At 74.6% G+C, this 12,360-nt stretch carries 16 protein-coding genes; 14 read left to right on the top strand and 2 right to left on the bottom strand.

Annotated elements, in window-relative coordinates; genetic code table 11:
- Window positions 1–10: 10 nt before the first annotated feature.
- Window positions 11–583, bottom strand: a complete 573-nt coding sequence (locus VGI02_RS04820) for a helix-turn-helix domain-containing protein (protein ID WP_331626131.1) — start codon at window positions 581–583, stop codon at window positions 11–13.
- Between the two features lie 95 nt (window positions 584–678).
- On the opposite strand from VGI02_RS04820, the gene VGI02_RS04815 reads away from it, so the two are divergent.
- From VGI02_RS04815 to VGI02_RS04760, 12 genes are all read left to right on the top strand, one after another.
- Window positions 679–2,229, top strand: coding sequence for an FAD-dependent oxidoreductase (locus VGI02_RS04815; RefSeq protein WP_331626130.1), 1,551 nt, complete (start codon window positions 679–681; stop codon window positions 2,227–2,229).
- A gap of 26 nt (window positions 2,230–2,255) precedes the next feature.
- Window positions 2,256–2,864, top strand: a complete 609-nt coding sequence (gene hisB / locus VGI02_RS04810; protein WP_331626129.1) for an imidazoleglycerol-phosphate dehydratase HisB — start codon at window positions 2,256–2,258, stop codon at window positions 2,862–2,864.
- Between the two features lie 28 nt (window positions 2,865–2,892).
- A complete protein-coding gene (locus VGI02_RS04805; protein WP_331626128.1) occupies window positions 2,893–3,060 on the top strand; it encodes a CG2302 family histidine operon protein in 168 nt (55 codons plus the stop codon).
- A 95-nt stretch (window positions 3,061–3,155) separates the two neighbouring features.
- On the top strand, window positions 3,156–3,806 hold the full coding sequence (locus VGI02_RS04800; protein ID WP_331626127.1) for a class I SAM-dependent DNA methyltransferase: 651 nt from the start codon (window positions 3,156–3,158) through the stop codon (window positions 3,804–3,806).
- 43 nt (window positions 3,807–3,849) lie between these two features.
- Window positions 3,850–4,488 (top strand): imidazole glycerol phosphate synthase subunit HisH, encoded by a 639-nt coding sequence (gene hisH, locus VGI02_RS04795; protein WP_331626126.1) that lies wholly within the window; start codon window positions 3,850–3,852, stop codon window positions 4,486–4,488.
- 102 nt (window positions 4,489–4,590) lie between these two features.
- Window positions 4,591–5,043 (top strand): YciI family protein, encoded by a 453-nt coding sequence (locus VGI02_RS04790; RefSeq protein WP_331626125.1) that lies wholly within the window; start codon window positions 4,591–4,593, stop codon window positions 5,041–5,043.
- A 14-nt stretch (window positions 5,044–5,057) separates the two neighbouring features.
- Window positions 5,058–5,492 carry a YciI family protein gene (locus VGI02_RS04785; RefSeq protein WP_331626124.1) on the top strand — a complete coding sequence of 145 codons (435 nt, stop codon included), beginning with the start codon at window positions 5,058–5,060 and terminating at the stop codon, window positions 5,490–5,492.
- Window positions 5,493–5,529: 37 nt separating this feature from the next.
- A complete protein-coding gene (locus tag VGI02_RS04780; protein WP_331626123.1) occupies window positions 5,530–6,810 on the top strand; it encodes an RNA polymerase sigma factor in 1,281 nt (426 codons plus the stop codon).
- Window positions 6,811–6,918: 108 nt separating this feature from the next.
- The gene (gene priA / locus VGI02_RS04775; protein ID WP_331626122.1) at window positions 6,919–7,650 is read left to right on the top strand and encodes a bifunctional 1-(5-phosphoribosyl)-5-((5-phosphoribosylamino)methylideneamino)imidazole-4-carboxamide isomerase/phosphoribosylanthranilate isomerase PriA; all 732 of its coding nucleotides are present in this window, start codon (window positions 6,919–6,921) and stop codon (window positions 7,648–7,650) included.
- Between the two features lie 24 nt (window positions 7,651–7,674).
- Window positions 7,675–8,448, top strand: a complete 774-nt coding sequence (hisF, locus tag VGI02_RS04770; RefSeq protein ID WP_331626121.1) for an imidazole glycerol phosphate synthase subunit HisF — start codon at window positions 7,675–7,677, stop codon at window positions 8,446–8,448.
- A gap of 11 nt (window positions 8,449–8,459) precedes the next feature.
- The gene (gene hisI / locus VGI02_RS04765) at window positions 8,460–8,816 is read left to right on the top strand and encodes a phosphoribosyl-AMP cyclohydrolase (protein ID WP_414638196.1); all 357 of its coding nucleotides are present in this window, start codon (window positions 8,460–8,462) and stop codon (window positions 8,814–8,816) included.
- A 40-nt stretch (window positions 8,817–8,856) separates the two neighbouring features.
- On the top strand, window positions 8,857–9,063 hold the full coding sequence (locus VGI02_RS04760; RefSeq protein ID WP_331626120.1) for a DUF4177 domain-containing protein: 207 nt from the start codon (window positions 8,857–8,859) through the stop codon (window positions 9,061–9,063).
- A gap of 20 nt (window positions 9,064–9,083) precedes the next feature.
- Here the strand turns inward: VGI02_RS04760 and VGI02_RS04755 are convergent, their stop codons facing one another.
- Window positions 9,084–10,028 carry a LysR family transcriptional regulator gene (locus VGI02_RS04755; protein ID WP_331626119.1) on the bottom strand — a complete coding sequence of 315 codons (945 nt, stop codon included), beginning with the start codon at window positions 10,026–10,028 and terminating at the stop codon, window positions 9,084–9,086.
- A gap of 74 nt (window positions 10,029–10,102) precedes the next feature.
- Between VGI02_RS04755 and VGI02_RS04750 the strand changes: the two genes are divergently transcribed.
- Together VGI02_RS04750 and VGI02_RS04745 are read left to right on the top strand one after the other, a co-directional pair.
- Window positions 10,103–11,050: a DMT family transporter gene (locus tag VGI02_RS04750; RefSeq protein WP_331626118.1), complete on the top strand. Its 948-nt coding sequence runs from the start codon at window positions 10,103–10,105 to the stop codon at window positions 11,048–11,050.
- Window positions 11,051–11,104: 54 nt separating this feature from the next.
- The coding region (locus VGI02_RS04745) for a chorismate-binding protein (protein ID WP_331626132.1) at window positions 11,105–12,360 on the top strand (1,256 nt) is incomplete at its 3' end.

Genomic DNA, 12,360 nt, shown 5'->3' with positions numbered 1-12,360 from the left:
GAGGCACAGATCATGTACGGGTTCGGACGTGGGCGCGCTCCCCCTGCGGCCCGAACAGCGTCAACATCTCGGCGGGCTCGGTCCCGGGGTTCGCGAACGCGTGGGGGACGTGGGTGTCGAACTCGACGACCTCGCCGGGGCGCAGGACGGTGTCGTCCTCACCCAGGCGCAGCCGCACGTGCCCGGACAGGACGTACGCCCACTCGTAGCCCTCGTGGGTCTTGAGCTCGGGCTCGTGGCCGGGCCAGCCCACCGGGAGGATCAACTTGTAGGCCTGCAGGCCGCCCGGCCGCCGCGTGAGCGGCACCGCGGTCATCCCGTGGCGGGTGACCGCGGGCATCCGGACCCGCGGGTCGCCGGTCGGCGGGGCGTCCACGAGCTCGTCCAGCGCGACCTGGAAGCAGCGCGCGAGCGGGAGCAGCAGCTCGAGGGTCGGCTTGCGTCCCCCCGACTCGAGCCGGGAGAGGGTGGACAGCGAGATCCCCGTGGCGTCGGCGACCTCCGTCAGCGTCATCCCGCGGGCACCGCGCAGCGCGCGCAGGCGGGGTCCGACCCCGTCGAGGACCTCGGCGTACTCGCTCATGGCTCCGAGTTTGCCACTACAGCAACAATATTTGCCAGTGCGACGACGACAGGCGCAGGCTCGGGTCCATCGGAGCACAGCGTGAGGAGACAGCGATGAACGAGGAGTTCTGGGACGTCGTGGTGGTCGGTGGCGGCGCGGGTGGGCTCTCGACCGCCCTGACCCTGGCCCGGTCCCGGCGGCGGGTCCTGGTGATCGACGCGGGGGAGCCGCGGAACGCGCCGGCCGACGGGGTGCACAACTACCTCGGCCGCGAGGGGACCGCGCCGGGTGAGCTGACCGCGATCGGGCGGGCCGAGGTCCAGAGCTACGGCGGGGTCGTCCGGACCGGGCGGGTGACCTCGGCCGCCGCGTCCGAGGAGGGCGGGTTCGTCCTCGGGACGGAAGATGGAGCGAGGTTGCGGGCCCGGCGGGTGGTGCTGGCGACCGGCGTCGTGGACGAGCTGCCCGACGTCGCCGGCCTGGCCGAGCGCTGGGGCCGCGACGTGATCCACTGCCCGTACTGCCACGGCTGGGAGGTCCGGGACCGCCGGGTCGGGGTGCTCGCGACGAGCACCATGGCCCTGCACCACGTCGGGCTGATGCGCCAGCTGACCGACGACGTCGTCCTGTTCCTCAACGACGCCGTCGTCCCCGAGCGGCACGCCGCCGACGAGCTCGAAGCGCGGGGCGTGGAGGTCGTCACCGGCCCGGTCGCCGCCCTCGAGGTCACCGACGACGCGCTGCGCGGGGTCCGGCTGGCCGACGGCACCGTCGTCGGGGTGGAGGCCCTGCTCGTCCCGACGGTGAGTCGGGCGCGCGCCGATGTGGCGACGATGCTCGGGCTCACCACCACCGAGCAGCGGATGGGCGAGGTCCTGTTCGGCGAGGTGATCGAGGTCGACGGCCGGGGCGAGACCGCGGTCTCCGGGGTCTGGGGGGTCGGCAACGTGACGGACGTGTCGGCCACCGTGATCGCCTCGGCCGCTGCCGGGACGAAGACCGCGGGCCAGCTCAACGCCGACCTGGTCGCCGAGGACAGCCGCCTGGCGGTGATGGCCCACCGCGACGGCAGCCCTACGTTCTGGGAGCGCTTCTACGCCGAGCGCGACCAGGTGTGGAGCGGTCGGGTCAACGCGGTCCTCGCGGCCACCGTCGACGGCGTCGAGCCCGGGACCGCGCTGGACCTCGGCGCGGGCGAGGGCGGCGACGCCCTCTGGCTGGCCGGGCAGGGCTGGAAGGTCACCGCCGTCGACGTCGCGCAGACCGCCTGCGATCGCATCACCGAGCGCGCGGGTGACCTGCCGGTGCGCACCGAGCGCCACGACCTCACCGAGACGTTCCCCGAGGGCTCGTTCGACCTGGTCTCGGCGCAGTACCTGCACTCGCCGAGCTCCGACTTCCCCCGCACCGCGATCCTGCGCCGGGCGGCCGACGCGGTCGCGCCCGGCGGGCTGCTGCTGGTCGTCGGCCACGGTCGGCTGGCGCCGTGGTCGTGGGACCCGTCGTTGCGGATGGCGACGGCACCCGAAGTGCTGGCGTCGCTGGCGCTGGACGACGCGGGCTGGGAGGTCGTGCGCTGCGAGTCCCCGGAGCGCACGGCCACCGGTCCGGACGGTCAGGAGGCGACGATCACCGACGAGGTGCTGGCCGTGCGCAAGCGGTAGGTGCGTAGCCACCTAGGATGGGCGGCGTGAGCCGGACCGGGCGTGTGGAGCGCGTGACCAAGGAGTCGAGCGTGCTCGTCGAGATCGATCTCGACGGGACCGGGCGCACCGAGGTCGCGACCGGGGTGCCGTTCTTCGACCACATGCTCGACGCGCTGGGCAAGCACTCGTCGTTCGACCTGGTCGTGCGGGCCAGCGGCGACGTCGAGATCGACGCCCACCACACCGTGGAGGACGTCGCGATCGTCTTCGGCCAGGCGCTCAAGCAGGCCCTCGGCGACAAGTCCGGCATCCGCCGCTTCGGCGACGCCTGGATCCCGATGGACGAGGCGCTCGCCCAGGGCGTCGTCGACGTCTCCGGCCGGCCGTACTGCGTGCACACCGGCGAGCCCGAGGTGATGACGGGGTTCGTCGTCGGCGGGAACTACCCGACGGTGCTCAACCGCCACGTCTTCGAGTCGATCGCCTTCCACGCCGGCATCGCCCTGCACGTGCGGGTCACCGGCGGGCGGGACCCGCACCACATCACCGAGGCCGAGTACAAGGCGATCGCCCGGGCGCTGCGCGCGGCCACCGAGGCCGACGCGCGGCTCGCGGGCGGGACCGCGTCGACCAAGGGTGTCCTGGAGACGTGACCTCGCGCCACGACACCGGGACCGACCGGTGAGCGGCTCCGAAGTACTCGCCCTCGGGCTCCTGCTGGTCGGCGGGTTCCTCGTCGGGGGCGTGGTCTCCTTCGCCCGTGCACGACGCTGGGTGCCGATGGTGATCGTGGCGGTGCTCGCCGTGCTCGCGATCGCGGCGGCGGTGCTGCGGCTCCTGCCGGGCTGAGCGGCGTCAAGGGCCTCAGCGGCCGGGATCATCCGGACCGCACGGGGATCGCCCTCGTTGAGGGATCATCGTCTCGATCAACGACGGGGGTGGCCGTGGAGCCAGGAACGGGGACGTACGCGGCACGGGCGCGCGCCCTCACCTCGGCCGCCGAGGCCCGCGACCTCTACGACGCCTGGGCCGAGACCTACGACGCGGACCTCGCCGGTCCGGGCGGCGACGACTACCCGCTGCCCGGGATCGTCGCGGACGTGGTGGCCCGCCTCGACGGCCGCGCCGCCGACGTCCTCGACGCCGCGTGCGGCACGGGGCTGGTCGGCGACGCGCTCGCCCGGCACGGGTTCACCTCGGTCGACGGCCTCGACCTCTCGCCCCGGATGCTCGCCCGGGCGCGGGCCCGGCAGGTCTACCACGACCTCGGACCCGCCGACCTGACCCAGCGCCTGCCCGGCGCAGGCGACAAGTTCGGCGTCGTGACCTGCGTCAACGCGTTCGGGACGGGCCACCTGCCCCGCTCCGCGCTCGCGGAGTTCGCGCGCGTGGTGCACCGGGGCGGCCACATCGTCGTCACCGTGGGCCCCGACCGCCGCCGCGAGATCGAGAGCCATCTGGATCAGCTGGCCGGGCGGCGGGTGGCGCGGGTCGTCGAGACCTCCGAGGTGGCGGTGCACCCCTCGAGCGGGGAGGAGCACCTCGTCGCGGTCCTGGAGGTGGTCGCGGCGTCGGCCACCGGCCCGGCCTGGTGACGGGCGACGACCGCCGCGGCGCCGCCTCGGTAGCGTGAGCAATATGCCGGGAACCCCCTCCGTCGTCGTGCTCGACTACGGCTCGGGCAACCTCCGCTCCGCGGAGCGCGCCCTCGAGCGCGCGGGTGCGAAGGTCGAGGTCACGGCCGACCCCCGCGCCGCGCAGGAGGCGGACGGCCTCGTCGTACCCGGTGTCGGCGCGTTCGCGGCGTGCGCGGCGGGCCTGCGCGCGGTGGGCGGCGAGCGGATCCTCGAGCAGCGCCTCGCGGGCGGACGGCCGGTGCTCGGCATCTGTGTGGGCATGCAGGTGCTCTTCGAGCGCGGGGTCGAGTTCGGCGAGGAGGCCGAGGGCGCGGGCCAGTGGCCGGGCACCGTCGAGAAGCTGCAGGCCGCCGTGCTCCCGCACATGGGCTGGAACACGGTGCGCGCCCCGGCCGACTCCGTGCTCTTCGCCGACATGCCCGCCGACGAGCGCTTCTACTTCGTCCACTCGTTCGCCGCCCGGCGCTGGGAGGTCGAGCCCCAGGAGCCGTTCCTCCCGGCGAAGGTCACCTGGGCCCACCACGGCGAGGACTTCGTCGCCGCGGTCGAGGACGGCCCGCTCATGGCCACGCAGTTCCACCCGGAGAAGTCGGGCGAGGCCGGGCGGCGGCTGCTCGTGAACTGGCTCGGGAGCCTGTAGAACTTTCTTCCGCCACGGTTGTCGAAGACCACGGACCCTGTTCGACGCGCTGGTGACGGCCGGGGACGAGCCCCGGCCACGGCAGGCCCCGGGAGGGACCCCATGCGCTACATGATGATCATGCAGGCTCCGGAGACGATGTCGGTCGGCGCCGCCGACGCACCGCCGATGGACGAGGTGTTCGAGGCGATGGGCCGGTACAACACCGAGCTGGTGGAGGCCGGGGTGCTGCTCGCGGCCGAGGGCCTGGCGCCGTCCGCCGAGGGATTCGAGGTCACCTCCGACGGCGAGACCCCCACCGTCACCGACGGGCCGTTCGCCGAGGCCCGCGAGCTGGTCGCCGGGTTCTGGATCCTCGACGTGGCGACCCGGGGCGAGGCCGAGCAGTGGGCGCGGCGGTGCCCGATCGGGCCGGGGGTCCGCCTGGAGGTCCGGCGGGTCCCGGACTTCCGCGAGTTCGAGGGCGTCGCGCCCGCCGCGGTGATCGACGCCGAGGCCGCGCTGCGGTCGCGGGTCGCCGAGCGCGCCGCACAGTACGAGCAGTCCGGTTCCTGAGGGGGAGACGACAGATGCGCTACATGCTGGTCCTCAAGTACGACGAGGCCGTCGCGATGGCCACGCCGCCGGACCCCGCGATCTTCGAGGAGATGGGCCGCTTCAACACCGCGATGGTCGACGCCGGGGTGCTGCTCGCCGGCGAGGGGCTGGCGCCGAGCTCCCAGGGCGCCGTCGTCACCTTCCCCGACGCCGGCGGCGACGGACCGACGGTCAGCGACGGCCCGTTCACCGAGGCGCGGGAGCTCATCGGCGGGTTCTGGATCCTCAAGGTCGACTCGCTCGACGAGGCGGTCTCCTGGGCGCGCAAGGCGCCGTTCCGGGCCGGCGAGCGCATTGAGGTCCGGAGGGTGACCGAGGCCGAGGACTTCGAGGGGATCGCGCCGGAGGGGGTCCTCGAGGCCGAGAAGGAGCTGCGGGAGCGGGCCGAGCAGCAGCACGGCGGGTGACCTTCGAAGGGCGAGCGGAGCGACGGGAGGGACCGCGGTGGCTGACGCCTACGCCGTCCTCGACGCGGTGTGGCGCGCGGAGTCCGCGCGGATCGTGGCCGGCGTCGCGCGCGTGGTGCGCGACGTCGGCCGCGCCGAGGAGCTCGCCCACGACGCGCTCGTCGCCGCTCTCGAGCAGTGGCCGGCGCAGGGCGTCCCGGACAACCCCGGCGCCTGGCTCGCCGCGACGGCGCGTCGCCGGGCGATCGACCTGATCCGCCGGGAGCAGACCTTCGCCCGGAAGGCGGAGGAGGTCGGACACCTCGAGAGCACCGCGGCTGCCCCCGATACCGCGGAGGTGGTGGCCGACCCGGTCCGCGCGGTCGGCGACGACGTCCTCGCGCTGCTGTTCGCCTCGTGCCACCCGCTGCTGGCCCGGGAGTCCCGGGTGGCGCTGACCCTGCGACTCTTCGGCGGCCTGACCACCGACGAGATCGCCCGGGCGCTGCTCGTCGGGTCGACGACGGTCGGGCAGCGGATCTCCCGGGCGAAGAAGCGGCTCTCCGCGGCCGGGGTGGACCTCGAGATCCCGGCGGGGGAGGAGCTCGACGGCCGGCTCGGCGCCGTGCTCGAGGTCGTGTACCTGATCTACAACGAGGGCTACGCGGCGACGACGGGCACCGACTGGATGCGCGCCGACCTCTGCGACGAGGCCATGCGCCTCGGACGTCGGCTGGCGGCGCTGATGCCCGAGCGCCCGGAGGTGCACGGCCTGCTCGCGCTCATGGAGCTGCAGGCCTCCCGGCTGCGGGCGCGGGTCGGGCCCGACGGCGCGCCGGTGCTGCTCGCCGACCAGGACCGCGGACGCTGGGACCACCTGCTCGTCCGCCGTGGGCTCACCGGGCTGGCCCGGGCCGAGGCCGCGACCGAGGGCCGTCGTCGGGATCCGTACACGCTGCAGGCCGGGATCGCGGCCTGCCATGCCCGGGCCGGGTCGGTGGACGACACCGACTGGGCGGCGATGGCCGCCCTCTACGCGGAGCTCGCCGCCGCCACCGGATCGCCGGTGGTGGAGCTGAACCGGGCGGTCGTCCTCGGGCGGGCCGAGGGACCGGCGGCCGGACTGGACCTGGTCGACGCGCTGCGCGACGAGCCCGCCCTCGCCCGCTACCACCTGCTGCCCGCGGTGCGCGCGGACCTGCTCACCCAGCTCGGGCGACGCGAGGAGGCGGCGGGCGAGCTGGAGCGCGCCGCCGAGCTGGCCTCCAACGAGGCCGAGCGGGCCCTGCTGCGGCGCCGGCTGGACGACCTGCGCGAGGCGGCGCTCGGGCGAGGGTGAGCCGCCACCTCGCTGCGTGACAGCAATGGCCCATTGCTGTCATCTGACGAGCGAGGGGCGCCATCCATCCACCACGACCGACGACCCGGGCATCTAGGGTGATCGCCCGTGAGCTTCGACCTGCTGCCCGCCGTCGATGTCGTCGACGGCCAGGCCGTCCGCCTCGTCCAGGGTGAGGCGGGCACCGAGACCGGCTACGGCGACCCGCTCGACGCGGCCCGCGCGTGGGTCGACGACGGCGCCGAGTGGATCCACCTCGTCGACCTCGACGCCGCGTTCCGGCGCGGGTCGAACGCGGCGCTGCTGGCCTCGCTGGTGGAGCGCACGCCGATCAGGGTCGAGCTCTCCGGCGGGATCCGCGACGACGACTCGCTGCGCCGCGCCCTGGACACCGGGTGCGCGCGGGTGAACATCGGGACCGCCGCCCTCGAGGACCCCGACTGGTGCGCGAAGGCGATCGCGGAGTTCGGCGACCGGGTGGCCGTCGGCCTCGACGTCAAGATCCGTGACGGCGAGCACCGGCTCGCGGCGCGCGGGTGGGTCTCCGACGGCGGCGACCTGTGGGACGTCCTCGCGCGCCTCGACGCGGAGGGCTGCGCGCGTTACGTCGTCACCGACGTGGGCCGCGACGGCACCCTGACCGGCCCGAACACCGACCTGCTCGCCGCGGTGTGCGAGCGGACCGACGCCCCGGTGGTGGCCTCCGGCGGGGTGGCGACCCTGGACGACGTGCGGGCGCTCGCGGCGCTCGCGCCGGTCGGGGTCGAGGGCGCGATCATCGGCAAGGCGCTCTACGCGGGCGCCTTCACCCTTCCCCAGGCGCTCGAGGCCGCCCGCTGAGCGCCCGACAGTAGGCTGATCGTCATGGGTGTGGCCGTCCGCGTGATCCCCTGCCTGGACGTCGACGCCGGGCGGGTGGTCAAGGGCGTCAACTTCGTCGACCTGCGCGATGCGGGCGACCCCGTCGAGATGGCCCGGCTCTACGACGCCGAGGGCGCGGACGAGCTGACGTTCCTCGACGTCAGCGCGTCGTCGGGGGAGCGCGAGACCACCTACGACGTCGTCCGGCGCACCGCCGAGCAGGTGTTCATCCCGCTGACCGTCGGCGGGGGAGTGCGGACCAACGAGGACATCGACAAGCTGCTGCGCGCCGGCGCCGACAAGGTCGGGATCAACACCGCGGCGATCGCCCGCCCGGAGTTCCTCGCCGAGTCCAGTCGCCGGTTCGGCTCGCAGTGCATCGTGCTCTCGGTGGACGCACGGCGGGTGCCGCCGGACGGGCGGCCGACGCCGAGCGGGTTCGAAGTCACCACCCACGGCGGGCGCCGCGGCACCGGGATCGACGCCCTGGAGTGGGCCCAGAAGGGCGCCGAGCTGGGCGTCGGGGAGATCCTGCTCAACTCCATGGACGCCGACGGCACCAAGAACGGCTTCGACCTGGAGATGCTGCGCCGGGTCCGGGCGCTCGTCGACGTCCCGGTGATCGCGAGTGGTGGGGCGGGCGCGGTGGAGCACTTCGCCCCGGCCGTCGAGGCGGGCGCCGACGCGGTGCTGGCGGCGTCCGTGTTCCACTTCGGGATCATGCGGATCGGCGAGGTCAAGGACGCGCTGCGCGGTGCGGGAGCGGAGGTCCGGTGACCAGCGAGGTGATCCCCGCCCTCGACCCCGAGCTGGCCGCGCGCCTGCAGCGCACGCCCGACGGCCTGGTCTGCGCGGTGGTCCAGCAGTACGACACCCGCGAGGTCCTCATGGTCGCGTGGATGTCCGACGAGGCGCTGGCCCGCACGCTCGCCACCCGCGAGGCCACCTACTGGTCGCGTTCGCGGCAGGAGCTGTGGATCAAGGGCGCGACCAGCGGCCACACGCAGGCCGTCCACGAGGTCCGGCTGGACTGCGACGGTGACACCCTGCTCGTCCTGGTCGACCAGCAGGGCGCCGCCTGTCACACCGGCGACCGCACCTGCTTCGACGCCGACGTGGTGCTCCCGGGGGACGGGGCGCCATGAGCCGGACCGCCAGGGCCGGGCACCGGGAAGAGGAGGTCGCATGGCGTCGTACGAGTACAAGGTGGTCGAGCTCCGCGAGGGCTTGATGGGCGGGAAGATGTCCGGCACCAAGCTGGAGAAGGTCCTCAACGAGCACGCGGACCAGGGCTGGCAGCTCAAGGCCATCACCGGGGTCGAGGTGAAGGGCCGCATCGGTCCCGGTGGCGTGGACGGCGTGCTCGTCACGTTCGAGCGACCTCGCGGCTGAGCCGGACGGCACCGGGCAACCTACGGGTCCGGCCGCGTGGCGCCCGGGGCGTGACGGGGTGGGTTCCGGGCGTCCGCGGTCGCCCGGAACGCCCGGACGGCGGCCCGCACGGCCGGGGTCTCACGGTCGCTGCGCCACACCGCGTCGACGGTGCGGGAGAGCACCGGCGTCGTCTCGACCATCCGGACCCCGTGCGGGATGGCCGGCCGCGCCAGCCGGGGCACCATCGCCGCGAGCCCCGCGCCCCCGACCAGCTCGAGGTGGATCGCGAACCCGCAGACGCGGCACGTCACCCGGGGCTCCACGCCCTCGCGCCGCAGCCGGTCGATCAGCCAGTCGTGGGCCCGCGTGCTGCGGGTGTCCGCGACCCAGACCAGGTCGGCGTCGGCGAGATCGGCGAGCGCCACCGTCCCGGACGCGGCCAGCGGGTGCTCGCGGGGGAGCGCGAGGTCCAGGACGTCCTCGCAGAGCTGGGTCCGGCTCGTCCGCGCCGGCGCGGGCGCGGGCAGGCCCTCCCAGTTCTCGACGACGGCGAGCTCCAGGTCCCCGGCGACCAGCGCGGGCAGCGTCTCCTCGGCCTCGCCGTCGTCGAGCAGCACGACGAGGTCGGGATGCGCCTGCCGGAGCCGGGCGAGCGCCGCCGGGGCGAGCGCGTGCACCGTCGTCGGGATCGCCCCGATGCGCACCGGGCCGACGACGTCGTCGTCGAGCCGGTCGAGGTCGCGGCGCGCGGTGGCGAGCCGGTCGAGCACGGCGCTCGCGTGCTCGGCCAGCACGATCCCGGCCGGGGTGAGCCGGATCCCGCGCCCGGCGGGCTCGGTGAGCGCCGCCCCGGCCTCCCGCTCGAGCGAGGCGAGCTGCTGCGAGACCGCCGACGGCGTCAGGTGCAGGGCCGCGGCCGCCTTCCCGACGGTGCGATGGGTGGCGACGGCGTGCAGCGCCTGCAGACGCGCGATCCCGAACACATCAGAGAATCTAACCGTTCCCGGCGAGAAGAAGTCGCTGGTCCTGAACGGTCGGCCGACGCACGCTGGACGACGTGACGACGTCCGCCTCCCCCCGCGCCCTCGCCGCCGTCCGCCGCCAGGTCGACCCGCGGTTGCTCGCGGTCGCGGGCAGCCTCTGCATCGCGCTCTCCCCGATCCTGATCGCGCTCTCTGGCACCTCGCCGGGCACCGCGACCGTGTTCCGCTGCCTGCTCGCCCTGCCGGTGCTCATCCCGATGGCACTGCTCGAGCGGCGACGGCTCCGTCCGGTCCGCGGAGAGATGCCCGCCGGGCGGCCGTGGCTGATCGTCGTCGGCGGACTGCTGCTCGGCCTGGACATGACGCTGTGGACCGGGGCGATCCACGCCGTCGGCGCCGGGGTCTCGACGGTGCTGGTCAACGTCCAGGTGGTCATCCTCCCGCTGCTCGCGTTCCTCGTCCTGGGCGAGCGGGTGCGGCCCTCGTTCCTGGTCGCCGTGCCGGTGATGCTCGGCGGGGTCGCCCTCGCGAGCGGTCTCGCCGGCGGCGCGGGGGGCGCGGCCGATCCCCTGACGGGCACGGTGCTCGCCCTGCTCGCCGCGTTCGCCTACGCCGGCTACCTGCTGTTCCTGCGGCTCGGGTCGGCGCCGGGGCAGCGTTCGGGGCCGGTCACGATCGCGACGGCGGCCGCGGCGGTGAGCTCGTTCGTCCTCGGCAGCCTCTGGGAGGGCGTCGACCTCACCCCCGGCTGGACCGCCCTCGGGTGGCTCGCGCTGCTCGCGGTGATCGGGCAGTGCATGGGCTGGGTGCTGATCGCCGGGGGGATGGCACAGCTCCCGTCGTCGACCGGGGCCTCGATCCTGCTGCTCCAGCCGGTCGGGGCGGTGCTGCTGGGGATGCTCGTCCTGGGCCAGTTCCCGACGGCCTGGCAGCTCGCCGGCTGCGCCGTCGTCATCGCGGCCGTCGCGTTCGCCGCACGCACGCGCGCCGAGCCGTCCCCGGTGGATGCCGCCGCGTCCTGAGCCGGACCGTTCCGCCGAGGCCGCTGCGGGACGGTGTCGGTGGGGGCGTCCACAATGGGTGCCGTGTCCGTGACCGACCAGCAGATCAGCCTCGGAGCGGTGGAGCCGGACCGTGCACGGTTCCACGAGCTCGCCGCGCACCACCGCGTCATCCCGGTGGTCCGCCGCCTGCTGGCCGACGACGAGACGCCGCTGGGGGTGTACCGCAAGCTCGCCGGGCGCCGCAGCGGGACGTTCCTGCTCGAGTCCGCGGCGCACGGCGAGTCCTGGTCGCGCTTCTCGTTCATCGGCGCGCGCAGCGAGGCGGCGCTGACCGAGCGCGGCGGCCGGGCGCACTGGACGGGCACTCCGCCGGTCGGCCTGCCCGGCACCGGGGACCACGACGAGGCCGACCCGCTGGTCGCGCTGCGCGAGACCCTGGAGCAGCTGCGCACCGAGCCCCTGCCCGGCCTGCCCCCGCTCACCGGAGGGCTCGTCGGGTACGTGGGATATGACGCGGTGCGTCGCCTCGAGCGCCTGCCCGAGCTCGCCGAGGACGACCTCCAGATCCCCGAGCTGGTCATGCTGCTCGCCACCGACCTCGCGGCGCTCGACCACCACGAGGGCACCGTCACCCTCATCGCCAACGCCGTGAACTGGGACGACAGCCCGGAGCGCGCGGACGCGGCCTACGACGACGCCCTCGCCCGGCTCGACCGGATGACCGCGGAGCTGGGGGCGCCCGCCCCCTCCACCGTCGCGCAGTACGACCCGCTGGCCGGGCGCTCGCCGCGGGTGCGCAGGCGGTTCGACCGCGACCGGTACCTCGCGGCCGTGGAGACCGCCAAGGAGCGGATCCGCGCGGGCGACGCGTTCCAGATCGTGGTCAGCCAGCGCTTCGAGTCCGAGACGGCGGCCGACGCGCTCGACGTGTACCGCGTGCTGCGGGCCACCAACCCGAGCCCCTACATGTACCTGCTGCGCCTCGCCGATGCCGAGGACCGGCCGTTCGAGATCGTCGGGTCGAGCCCCGAGGCCCTCGTGACGGTGCGGGATGGCGTCGCGACGACGCACCCGATCGCCGGCACGCGCTGGCGCGGCGCCGACGCCGAGGAGGACGTCTTCCTCGAGAAGGACCTCCTCGCCGACGAGAAGGAGCGCGCCGAGCACCTCATGCTCGTCGACCTCGGGCGCAACGACCTCGGGCGGGTCTGCGAGCCGGGGACGGTCAAGGTGCACCGGTTCTTCGACATCGAGCGGTACAGCCACGTCATGCACCTGGTCTCGACGGTGTCCGGGCGGCTCGCCGAGGGCCGCACGGCCTTCGACGC

It is taken from the genome of Actinomycetospora sp. (assembly GCF_036497245.1).
Lineage (GTDB): Bacteria > Actinomycetota > Actinomycetes > Mycobacteriales > Pseudonocardiaceae > Actinomycetospora.
Note: the sequence above shows the minus strand (reverse complement) of the source record. Positions and strands in the feature narration are given on the sequence as shown.

Bases quoted from the DNA above. Each gene is read 5' to 3' on its own strand.
- VGI02_RS04820 (WP_331626131.1), bottom strand. From the start codon at position 583: ATGAGCGAGTACGCCGAGGTCCTCGACGGGGTCGGACCCCGCCTGCGC.
- VGI02_RS04815 (WP_331626130.1), top strand. From the start codon at position 679: ATGAACGAGGAGTTCTGGGACGTCGTGGTGGTCGGTGGCGGCGCGGGT.
- hisH (WP_331626126.1), top strand. From the start codon at position 3,850: ATGCCGGGAACCCCCTCCGTCGTCGTGCTCGACTACGGCTCGGGCAAC.
- VGI02_RS04790 (WP_331626125.1), top strand. From the start codon at position 4,591: ATGCGCTACATGATGATCATGCAGGCTCCGGAGACGATGTCGGTCGGC.
- VGI02_RS04785 (WP_331626124.1), top strand. From the start codon at position 5,058: ATGCGCTACATGCTGGTCCTCAAGTACGACGAGGCCGTCGCGATGGCC.
- hisF (WP_331626121.1), top strand. From the start codon at position 7,675: ATGGGTGTGGCCGTCCGCGTGATCCCCTGCCTGGACGTCGACGCCGGG.
- VGI02_RS04760 (WP_331626120.1), top strand. From the start codon at position 8,857: ATGGCGTCGTACGAGTACAAGGTGGTCGAGCTCCGCGAGGGCTTGATG.